At 68.5% G+C, this 9,395-nt stretch carries 12 protein-coding genes; all 12 read right to left on the bottom strand.

What is annotated here, in order from left to right:
- Positions 1-21 precede the first annotated feature (21 nt).
- Positions 22-531, bottom strand: a complete 510-nt coding sequence (rpsI, locus tag ACFYMC_RS07920) for a 30S ribosomal protein S9 (RefSeq protein ID WP_388520467.1) — start codon at positions 529-531, stop codon at positions 22-24.
- Positions 532-573: 42 nt separating this feature from the next.
- Positions 574-1,017 (bottom strand): 50S ribosomal protein L13, encoded by a 444-nt coding sequence (gene rplM, locus ACFYMC_RS07915; RefSeq protein WP_388520464.1) that lies wholly within the window; start codon positions 1,015-1,017, stop codon positions 574-576.
- A 235-nt stretch (positions 1,018-1,252) separates the two neighbouring features.
- On the bottom strand, positions 1,253-2,518 hold the full coding sequence (locus ACFYMC_RS07910) for a glycosyltransferase 87 family protein (protein ID WP_388520461.1): 1,266 nt from the start codon (positions 2,516-2,518) through the stop codon (positions 1,253-1,255).
- Positions 2,515-4,143, bottom strand: a complete 1,629-nt coding sequence (locus ACFYMC_RS07905) for an ABC-F family ATP-binding cassette domain-containing protein (protein WP_388520458.1) — start codon at positions 4,141-4,143, stop codon at positions 2,515-2,517. The genes ACFYMC_RS07910 and ACFYMC_RS07905 overlap by 4 nt, the downstream gene beginning before the upstream one ends.
- Before the next feature lie 52 nt (positions 4,144-4,195).
- The gene (gene truA / locus ACFYMC_RS07900) at positions 4,196-5,062 is read right to left on the bottom strand and encodes a tRNA pseudouridine(38-40) synthase TruA (RefSeq protein ID WP_388520455.1); all 867 of its coding nucleotides are present in this window, start codon (positions 5,060-5,062) and stop codon (positions 4,196-4,198) included.
- 86 nt (positions 5,063-5,148) lie between these two features.
- Complete coding sequence (gene rplQ / locus ACFYMC_RS07895; protein WP_388520453.1) at positions 5,149-5,628, bottom strand: 50S ribosomal protein L17; 480 nt, start codon at positions 5,626-5,628, stop codon at positions 5,149-5,151.
- A 105-nt stretch (positions 5,629-5,733) separates the two neighbouring features.
- On the bottom strand, positions 5,734-6,756 hold the full coding sequence (locus ACFYMC_RS07890) for a DNA-directed RNA polymerase subunit alpha (protein WP_010473911.1): 1,023 nt from the start codon (positions 6,754-6,756) through the stop codon (positions 5,734-5,736).
- Positions 6,757-6,904: 148 nt separating this feature from the next.
- Positions 6,905-7,309 (bottom strand): 30S ribosomal protein S11, encoded by a 405-nt coding sequence (gene rpsK, locus ACFYMC_RS07885; RefSeq protein WP_003948617.1) that lies wholly within the window; start codon positions 7,307-7,309, stop codon positions 6,905-6,907.
- Positions 7,310-7,377: 68 nt separating this feature from the next.
- Positions 7,378-7,758, bottom strand: a complete 381-nt coding sequence (rpsM, locus tag ACFYMC_RS07880) for a 30S ribosomal protein S13 (protein WP_101389611.1) — start codon at positions 7,756-7,758, stop codon at positions 7,378-7,380.
- A 197-nt stretch (positions 7,759-7,955) separates the two neighbouring features.
- The gene (gene rpmJ, locus ACFYMC_RS07875; RefSeq protein WP_003956441.1) at positions 7,956-8,069 is read right to left on the bottom strand and encodes a 50S ribosomal protein L36; all 114 of its coding nucleotides are present in this window, start codon (positions 8,067-8,069) and stop codon (positions 7,956-7,958) included.
- Positions 8,070-8,142: 73 nt separating this feature from the next.
- Complete coding sequence (gene infA / locus ACFYMC_RS07870; RefSeq protein WP_003956442.1) at positions 8,143-8,364, bottom strand: translation initiation factor IF-1; 222 nt, start codon at positions 8,362-8,364, stop codon at positions 8,143-8,145.
- Between the two features lie 168 nt (positions 8,365-8,532).
- Positions 8,533-9,369 (bottom strand): type I methionyl aminopeptidase, encoded by an 837-nt coding sequence (gene map / locus ACFYMC_RS07865; protein WP_388520450.1) that lies wholly within the window; start codon positions 9,367-9,369, stop codon positions 8,533-8,535.
- Between the last annotated feature and the right edge of the window lie 26 nt (positions 9,370-9,395).

The following is a 9,395-nucleotide window of genomic DNA, read 5'->3' as shown; positions in this document are numbered from 1 at the left end:
TCGTGCAGACCAGCGGCGTGTTTAGCGCTTGCTGTACTGCGGGGCCTTACGGGCCTTCTTGAGACCGGCCTTCTTGCGCTCGACCGCACGGTCGTCGCGGGAGAGGAAGCCGGCCTTCTTCAGGGCGCCGCGGTTGTTCTCCACGTCGGCCTCGTTGAGGGCGCGGGCCACACCCAGGCGCAGGGCGCCGGCCTGGCCGGAGACGCCGCCACCCGAGATGCGGGCGATGACGTCGTAGCGGTTGTCGAGTTCGAGCACCTTGAAGGGCTCGTTGACTTCCTGCTGGTGCACCTTGTTGGGGAAGTAGTCCTCAAGGGTGCGACCGTTGATCTTCCACTTGCCGGTGCCCGGGACGATCCGGACGCGGGCGATGGCGTTCTTGCGACGACCCAGGCCGGCGGCCGGCTGCGGGTCGCCGAAGCGGGACGCGAGCGACTCGGAGGTGTACTCCTCGACGACGGTCTCGGTGGTGTACTCCTCGGGCACCTCTTCGCCCTCGAAGACAGGGGTCTCGGCGGTGGTCTCGGCCACGATTCTCCTCAGATTCTTTTTCGTCTTAGGGGGTGGCCGGTATTACTGCGCGACCTGGGTGATCTCGAACGGCACCGGCTGCTGGGCAGCGTGGGGGTGCTGGTCGCCCGAGTAGACCTTCAGCTTCGAGAGCATCTGACGGCCCAGGGAGTTCTTCGGGATCATGCCCTTGATGGCCTTCTCGACAGCCTTCTCCGGGTTGTTCGCCAGAAGGTCGTCGTAACGGACGGAACGCAGACCACCCGGGTAGCCGGAGTGGCGGTACGCGAGCTTCTGAGTCCGCTTGTTGCCGGACAGGTGCACCTTGTCGGCGTTGATGATGATGACGAAGTCACCAGCGTCAACGTGCGGCGCGTAGACGGGCTTGTGCTTGCCCCGCAGGAGGGTCGCGGCCTGGGTCGCCAGACGACCCAGGACAACGTCCTGAGCGTCAATGACGTACCACTGGCGCGTGATGTCGCCGGGCTTGGGGCTGAACGTACGCACGGTCGTAGCCTTCGCTTCTTCAGTCGTGGTTTCCCCCGGGCCGCAAGGCCGTGGGGGACGGGTCCTGACAGGACCACCTCGGACGATCACGACAGCCCTGGTGCACTACGGGGACGCAACCCGTGTGCACCGCTGGTCATCGGCCCGGTGGACCGGCGTAAGGGCCCATCACGTGAGAATGAACAAGCCAATACGCATAACGAACAAGGAGAATACCCGCGATGCCCCGGGCGGGTCAAAACCGCGAGGATTCCGTTGCCGGAGCCCTGCCGCTCGCCGTGGGCTGGTGGGGAATCCTCGCCGGTTGCGCTCCCCCCACCGTACCCCGCGGTGGCGCCGCGCAGCGACGAACCGAGGTGACGGCCAGCACACACAGGGTGAAGCAGTCCTTGAAGGCACGGTGGCCCGAGCCGGAGAGGAAGGCCCAGCGGACCACCCCGAACTGCGGCACCAGCGCCACCCAGAACCAGGGGGAACGCGGCGCCGAGCCCTCCCGGACCCCGGAGGCCAGCAGCAGCGGCAGCACCAACAAGAGGTAGTGGTCGAAGGACGGGCGCGAGACCAAGAACGCGGCCAGCATGGTCGCGCAACTGGTCTCCACCAGGCACAGCGCGTCCACTCCCCCGCTCCCTGCCTGCTGCGGGGCCCGCCAGCGCAGCAGGGCGGCCCCCAGGCCCCCCAGCGCCCCCACCAGCGCCACGCCCAGGGCCAGCGGCTCCGGCACCCCCAGCCGAGGCAGCACGGCCACCGGCGACGCGTCCCAGACGAGCGCGAAGGAGTCCTGCCCGCCCAGCAGGAAGGGCAGGGTCTTGGTGAAGAACAACAACGGTCGGGGCACCAGCAGCCCGCCGAGCAACGCGGCGCACACGGGCACCAGCACCACCACGGCCAGCGCCCGCCACTTCCGCGCCAGCACGAACAACAGCACGACGGGCACCAGCATGGGCTTCGCGGCGATCGCCACCCCCACCGTCAACCCCGCCGCCAGCCAGCGGCCCCGGAAGGCCAGCAGCAGGGCGAGGGGCAGTGCCGCCACCGACAGCGCCGTCCAGTTGCTCAGCAACACCAGGTTGGACACCGGCGAGTACCCGACCACCAGCAGGCACAGGCCGCCGACCGCGAAACGACTACGCACCGGCACCTCGAACAGCCTCAGCGCACACCACCAGCCGACCACCAGCAGTCCGCAGGCCAACGCCGGCGCCACCACACGCAGCAGCCACCCTGGCAACAACGCCTCCGGCACGGCCATCAGCACCGCACTGGGCAGGTACAGGAAGCGCCTGTCCTCGTACGGGGAACGGCCGTCCAGCAGGGCGCGGGCGGCCTTGACCACGAAGGCGTTGTCCATCCCTCCGTCCGCGTGCAGAACCGCGCTGGTCAGCACAAGCCCCAGCACCACCGCGCAGGTCAGCAGCCGCCACGAGCGGGGCGCCGGGGCCAGCAGCCAGGCCCACCGGCCGGCCCGTCCCGCCCACACCGACGGGCGCGGGCGCTTCACCGCTTGCGCTCGACGCGCCGCTCGTCCCACACCGGCTCGGTACTCTCGCGCACCACGCCATCGGAGCCGAACACCAGGTAGCGGTCGAAGGAACGCGCGAACCAACGGTCGTGGGTCACGCACAAGACGGTGCCCTCGTACGCTTCCAGCCCTTCTTGCAGGGCCTCGGCGGACTCCAGGTCCAGGTTGTCCGTCGGCTCGTCCAACAGCAGGGCCGTGGTACCGGCGAGCTCCAACAACAGGATCTGGAAGCGGGCCTGCTGGCCCCCGGAGAGCCGGTCGAAGCTCTGGTCGCCCTGCCGTTCCAGTTCGTAGCGGCGCAGCGCCGACATGGCCGCCCCGCGGTCCTTGGCGTGCTCGGTCCACAGGATGTCCACCAGGCTGCGGCCGAAGAGTTCGGGGTGGGCGTGGGTCTGCGCGAAGTGGCCGGCAAGCACCCGCGCCCCGAGCCTGAAGGCTCCGGTGTGCGCCACCTCCCCACCTGCCAGCAGGCGCAGGAAGTGCGATTTGCCCGAGCCGTTCGAACCGAGTACCGCCACCCTTTCCCCGTAGAAGACCTCCAGGTCGAAGGGCTTCATCAGGCCCGTGAGCTCCAGCTGCTCACAGGTCAGGGCGCGTACGCCGGTGCGACCGCCCTTGAGCCGCATGGTGATCTCCTGCTCGCGGGGCGGTTCGGGCGGCGGTCCGGCCTCCTCGAACTTGCGCAGCCGGGTCTGGGCGGCGGCGTAACGGGAGGCCATGTCGTGGCTGACCGCAGCCGCCTGCCGCAGCGTCAGCACCAGCTTCTTCAACTGCGCGTGCTTCTCCTCCCAACGCCTCTTCAGCTCCTCGAAGCGCGCGAAGCGCTCCCGCCGGGCCTGGTGGAAGGTACTGAACCCCCCGCCGTGCACCCAGACGTCGGAGCCGTCGACCCCCGGCTCCACGCTGACGATCTTCTCGGCCGCGCAGGAGAGCAGTTCCCGGTCATGGGAGACGAACAACACCGTCTTGCGGGTGGCCCTCAGCTGCTCCTCCAGCCACCGCTTGCCGGGAACGTCCAGGTAGTTGTCGGGCTCGTCGAGGAGCAGCACCTGGTCAGGGCCGCGCAGCAGCGCCTCCAGCACCAGGCGTTTTTGCTCCCCGCCGGAGAGCGTGCGCACCTCGCGGAACTGGGCCTTCTCGTAGGGCACGCCGAGGGCCGCCGTGGTGCACATGTCCCAGACGGTCTCGGCTTCGTACCCACGGGCCTCCGCCCAGTCGCTGAGCGCCTGGGCGTAGCGCATCTGCGCGGCCTCGTCGTCGACCGTCATGATCAGGTGTTCGGCTTCGTCCACGGCCAGGGCGGCGGTGCGGATGCGCGGCTGTGCGACGGAGACCAGGAGGTCCCGCACGGTGCGTTCGTCACGTACCGAGCCGATGAACTGCGGCATCACCCCGAGTCCGCCGCTGACCGTGACCCCGCCCCCGTGCGGCCTGAGCTCGCCGGAGATCAGCCGCAGCAGCGTGCTCTTTCCGGCTCCGTTGGCCCCGACCAGTGCCGCCACCGATCCCTCCCCCACCCGGAAGGAGGCGTCGGAGAGGAGGACCCGCCCGTCGGGTAGCTGGTACTCCAGGTGGCTGGCTTCGAGATGTCCCATGCCGCGCATTGTCGCGGTCCGGCGGGCCGCCGCTCAAACCGTTATGTTCCGCCCCTCTCGTTCAGCAGCCGCCGCAGCCCGCGCCACCGGTTCCCGGCAGGGTGCGCAGGTTGCGCGCCTCGCGGTTGCGGGCCGCGAGTTGGTCGTCGGCGGGGTAGCCGACCTCCTCCAGCGTCAACCCGTGCGGGCGCACCACGTGCACCGCCGAGTCCCGTACTCCGGCCGCCAGTACCTTGCCCGGCCAGTCGACGGGACGGTGTCCGTCGCCGACGTACAGCAGTGCACCGACCAGGGAGCGGACCATGTTGTGGCAGAAGGCGTCCGCGCGCACGGTCGCGGTGATCACCCCGTCCGCGCCGCGCTCCCAGCTCAGGCGTTGGAGGGTGCGGATGGTGGTCGCCCCCTCCCGCTTCTTGCAGTAGGCCGCGAAGTCGTGTTCGCCCAGTAGCGCACGGGATGCCTCGTTCATGGCGGTCACGTCCAGCGGCCAGTCGTGCCACAGGACGTGACCGCGGCGCAGCGGGTCGACTCCGCCCTTGTGATCGCCGACGCGGTAGGCGTAGCGACGCCAGATCGCCGAGAAGCGGGCGTTGAACCCAGCGGGGGCCTGGGCCACCCGCCACACCCGCACATCGTGCGGGAGGCGTCCGGCGAGCCGCCGGAGCAGCTTGTCATGGTGTTCGGCCCATACCTCTTCGGGCAGGTCGAGGTGTGCCACCTGACCGCGGGCGTGAACCCCCGCGTCGGTTCGGCCTGCGACGGTCAGGTCGACCGGGTCGGGCAACCGCATGACGGTCTGGAGGGCTGACTCCAACTCGCCCTGCACGGTCCGCCGCGCGGTCTGCTTCGCCCAGCCGGAGAAGTCCTTGCCGTCGTAACTCAGGTCCAGCCGTACCCGGACGGAACCGGGCTCCACCTCGTCGCTCACCGGTAGATCCTCTCAAGCCTCGCGGGGAAACGGGAACGGGCCCGCCCCGTGTGGGGGCGGGCCCGTCCTGTGCCGTACGAACGCGCTTAGGCGTCCTTCGACTCCTCGGCCGGCGCCTCGGTCTCGGCGGCCTCGGTCTTCGCCTCGGCCTCCTTCACCGCACGCTTGGTGGCGGCCTCGGCCTCACCGGTGGCCTGCTGGGCCACGGTCAGCGCCTCGACCAGCTCGATGACCGCCATCGGGGCGTTGTCGCCACGACGGTTGCCGATCTTGGTGATGCGGGTGTAACCACCGGGGCGGTTCTCGTACCGCGGGGCGATCTCGGTGAAGAGCGTGTGGACGACGCCCTTGTCCGTGATCGTCTGCAGCACCAGGCGACGGTTGTGGATGTCGCCCTTCTTCGCCTTGGTGATCAGACGCTCGGCGACCGGACGCAGGCGGCGGGCCTTGGCCTCGGTCGTGGTGATGCGGCCGTGCTCGAAGAGCGACTTCGCGAGGTTCGCGAGCAGCAGCTTCTCGTGCGCGGCGGAGCCGCCGAGGCGGGCGCCCTTGGTGGGACGCGGCATGGTGTTTCTCCTCTGTGCTGCACCGGCCGTGTCAGGTACCGGTGTCAGTCCCAACCGGCTTTTGCCGGTGGGGGCGCGGCGGGCTCACGCCCGCCGCAAGCTTGATCAGTACTGCTCGGTCTCGACGAAACCGGCGTCCGCGTCGTCGTCGGCGCCGAAGGCGTCAGCGGCGGCGGTCGGGTCGAATCCGGGCGGGCTGTCCTTCAGGGCCAGGCCCATGCCGGCCAGCTTCGCCTTGACCTCGTCGATCGACTTCGCACCGAAGTTGCGGATGTCGAGCAGGTCGGCCTCGGAACGCGCCACGAGCTCACCCACGGAGTGGATGCCTTCGCGCTTGAGGCAGTTGTAGGAGCGGACGGTGAGCTCAAGCTCCTCGATCGGCAGCGCCAGGTCGGCGGCCAGGGCGGCGTCCGTGGGGGACGGGCCCATGTCGATGCCCTCGGCGTCGATGTTGAGCTCGCGCGCCAGGCCGAACAGCTCGACCAGGGTCTTACCAGCGGACGCCATGGCGTCGCGCGGGCGCATGGCCTGCTTGGTCTCGACGTCGACGATCAGCTTGTCGAAGTCGGTGCGCTGCTCGACTCGGGTCGCCTCGACCTTGTAGGTGACCTTCAGGACCGGGCTGTAGATGGAGTCGACCGGGATGCGGCCGATCTCCTGGCCCAGCTGCTTGTTCTGGACGGCGGAGACGTAGCCGCGACCGCGCTCGACGGTCAGCTCCATCTCCAGCTTGCCCTTGCCGTTGAGCGTGGCGAGGACCAGGTCCGGGTTGTGCACCTCGACACCGGCCGGAGGCGCGATGTCAGCGGCGGTCACCAGGCCGGGGCCCTGCTTGCGCAGGTACATCACGACCGGCTCGTCGTGCTCCGAGGAGACGACCAGCTGCTTGATGTTGAGGATGAGGTCGGTGACGTCCTCCTTGACGCCCGGCACGGTGGTGAACTCGTGCAGGACACCGTCGATGCGGATGCTGGTGACAGCGGCACCCGGGATCGAGGAGAGGAGGGTACGGCGGAGCGAGTTACCGAGGGTGTAGCCGAAGCCCGGCTCCAGCGGCTCGATCACGAACCGCGAGCGGTACTCGTCGACGACCTCTTCGGTCAGCGACGGACGCTGAGCGATAAGCATGTCTTTAGTCCTTCAGTCGTGGACGCCCACTATTTGACGCCCGACGGGGGTACTGCGTGGTGCTGGTACTGCAAGGGTACGGGCGACACGTCTCCGTGAGGAGTCGTGCCGCCCGGACTCTCAGCTCAGTGCGTCGAAACGCGCAGCGTCAGACGCGGCGGCGCTTCGGCGGACGGCAGCCGTTGTGCGGCGTGGGGGTGACGTCCTGGATCGAGCCGACCTCAAGGCCGGTGGCCTGGAGGGAGCGGATCGCGGTCTCACGGCCGGAGCCGGGACCCTTGACGAAGACGTCGACCTTGCGCATGCCGTGCTCCTGCGCGCGGCGGGCGGCCGACTCGGCGGCCATCTGCGCGGCGAAGGGGGTGGACTTGCGCGAGCCCTTGAAGCCGACGTGGCCGGCGGAGGCCCAGGAGATCACGTTGCCGGTCGGGTCCGTGATGGACACGATCGTGTTGTTGAACGTGCTCTTGATGTGCGCGTGGCCGTGAGCGACGTTCTTCTTTTCCTTGCGGCGCACCTTCTTGGCAGCGCCCTGACGACCCTTGGGGGGCATCTCTTACTCCTACAGGGAGGTGGTCGGTCCTACAGCGCAAGACCGCTGATGAGCGTGTCCGCTGAGGACTACTTCTTGCCCGGCTTCTTCTTACCGGCGATCGCGCGACGCGGGCCCTTGCGGGTACGGGCGTTCGTGCTGGTGCGCTGACCGTGGACCGGCAGGCCACGACGGTGGCGCAGACCCTGGTAGCAGCCGATCTCGACCTTGCGGCGGATGTCGGCCTGGATCTCGCGGCGGAGGTCACCCTCGGTGCGGAGGTTGGCGTCCACGTACTCGCGGATCTTGACCAGGTCCTCTTCGGCCAGGTCACGAACGCGGGTGTTCGGGTTCACACCGGTGGAGGAGAGGATCTCCTTGGACCGGGTGCGCCCGATGCCGAAGACGTAGGTGAGTGCGATCTCCACGCGCTTTTCGCGCGGGATGTCGACACCGGAAACGCGTGCCATTCAATGGCTCCTGTGTGTTCGGGGGTCTTCCGCAGAACCGCTCCCGACCGCCGACCCCACCGGATGGTGGTGTGGTACGTCCGGGTCCCCGGCCCCCGCCGGAGGTGCCGCCGGCCCCGGAAGGGGCTGGGCGGGTTCTGCGTATGTACGTATTACTTGCGTCGCGCGAAGAACTGCGAGGTGCAGGTCGGCGTGCGTCAGCCCTGGCGCTGCTTGTGGCGCAGGTTGTCGCAGATGACCATGACCCGACCGTGACGGCGGATCACCTTGCACTTGTCGCAGATCTTCTTGACGCTCGGCTTGACCTTCATGGGATGTGAGGTTCTCCGGGTCAGTGCCACCACCCCGTCGGAGCTACTGCTCCGCCGCGGGTGTGGGCAAGATCTACTTGTATCGGTAGACGATCCGGCCACGCGTCAGGTCGTACGGAGAGAGCTCCACCACGACCCGGTCATCGGGAAGGATGCGGATGTAGTGCATCCGCATCTTGCCGCTGATGTGCGCGAGGACCTTGTGACCGTTCTGGAGCTCCACCTTGAACATGGCGTTCGGGAGGGACTCGATCACGGTGCCCTCGATTTCGATGGCACCTTGCTTCTTGGCCACGCTTCGCCTTTCGAATCGGCTACCTTGATCGGCTCGGTGTTCGCATGGGGACATGCAGATGCACGCAAGCCGACGAGTCAGTCTACGTCAGGGCACCCAGAAAGACGAATCCGGAAAGTTTGCCCATCACTGTAGATCATTACGCCAGGTGGACGGGGGTGTCCGCGCCTAGCCCAGCGGGTCCGGGGCCACGGTGACCCCGTACTCCGCCAGCTTCGCCCGCCCGCAGTCGGGGGCCGTCAGCACCAGCGGGCCCTCCTCGGTCAACGCGATCGAGTGCTCCCAGTGGGAGGACCAGGTGCCGTCGGTGGTGATGACCGTCCAGTCGTCCGCGAGCACTTCGGTCTTCGCGGTGCCCAGGCTCACCATCGGCTCGATCGCCAGGCAGACGCCGGGACCCAGCTTGATGCCCTTGCCCCGCTTACGGGAGACGTAGTTCAGCAGGTGCGGGTCCATGTGCATCTCGGACCCGATGCCGTGGCCGCCGTAGTCCTCGATGATCCCGTACTTGCCGGTGGCCGGCCGCGGCTGGCGGCGGATGTAGGACTCGATCGCCTTCGAGATGTCCACGAGGCGGTTGCCGTTCTTCATGGCGGCGATGCCCGCCCACATCGACTCCTCGGTGACCCGGGAGAGCTCGACCAACTCCGGGGCGTGACCGGTGCCGACGAAGGCCGTGTACGCGGCGTCACCGTGCCAACCGTCGATGATCGCCCCGGCGTCGATGGAGATGATGTCTCCGTCACGCAGCACCGTCTTGTCGTCCGGGATCCCGTGGACGACCACCTCGTTGACCGAAGTGCAGATGGTGGCGGGAAAGCCGCCGTAGCCGAGGAAGTTCGACTTGGCGCCGTGCTCGGCGATCACCTTGCGGGCGACCTCGTCCAGATCACGCGTGGTGGCGCCCGGAACGGCCGCCTCCCGGGTCGCCGCGTGGATCGCGGCGACGACAAGCCCCGCCTGCCGCATCTTCGCGATCTGCTCCGGGGTCTTGATCTGGACCATTGCCTAGCCTTCCAGGTACGACGGGC

Origin of the sequence: Streptomyces sp. NPDC006879, from assembly GCF_042869595.1 — a bacterium.
Taxonomy (GTDB): domain Bacteria; phylum Actinomycetota; class Actinomycetes; order Streptomycetales; family Streptomycetaceae; genus Streptomyces.
The sequence above is the reverse complement of the archived record's forward strand: the minus strand, read 5'-3'. Positions and strand labels throughout refer to the sequence as shown.

Bases quoted from the DNA above. Each gene is read 5' to 3' on its own strand.
- rpmJ (WP_003956441.1), bottom strand. From the start codon at position 8,069: ATGAAGGTCAAGCCGAGCGTCAAGAAGATCTGCGACAAGTGCAAGGTG.
- rpsM (WP_101389611.1), bottom strand. From the start codon at position 7,758: ATGGCACGCGTTTCCGGTGTCGACATCCCGCGCGAAAAGCGCGTGGAG.
- rpsK (WP_003948617.1), bottom strand. From the start codon at position 7,309: ATGCCCCCCAAGGGTCGTCAGGGCGCTGCCAAGAAGGTGCGCCGCAAG.
- rplQ (WP_388520453.1), bottom strand. From the start codon at position 5,628: ATGCCGCGTCCCACCAAGGGCGCCCGCCTCGGCGGCTCCGCCGCGCAC.
- ACFYMC_RS07905 (WP_388520458.1), bottom strand. From the start codon at position 4,143: ATGCGCGGCATGGGACATCTCGAAGCCAGCCACCTGGAGTACCAGCTA.
- ACFYMC_RS07890 (WP_010473911.1), bottom strand. From the start codon at position 6,756: ATGCTTATCGCTCAGCGTCCGTCGCTGACCGAAGAGGTCGTCGACGAG.
- map (WP_388520450.1), bottom strand. From the start codon at position 9,369: ATGGTCCAGATCAAGACCCCGGAGCAGATCGCGAAGATGCGGCAGGCG.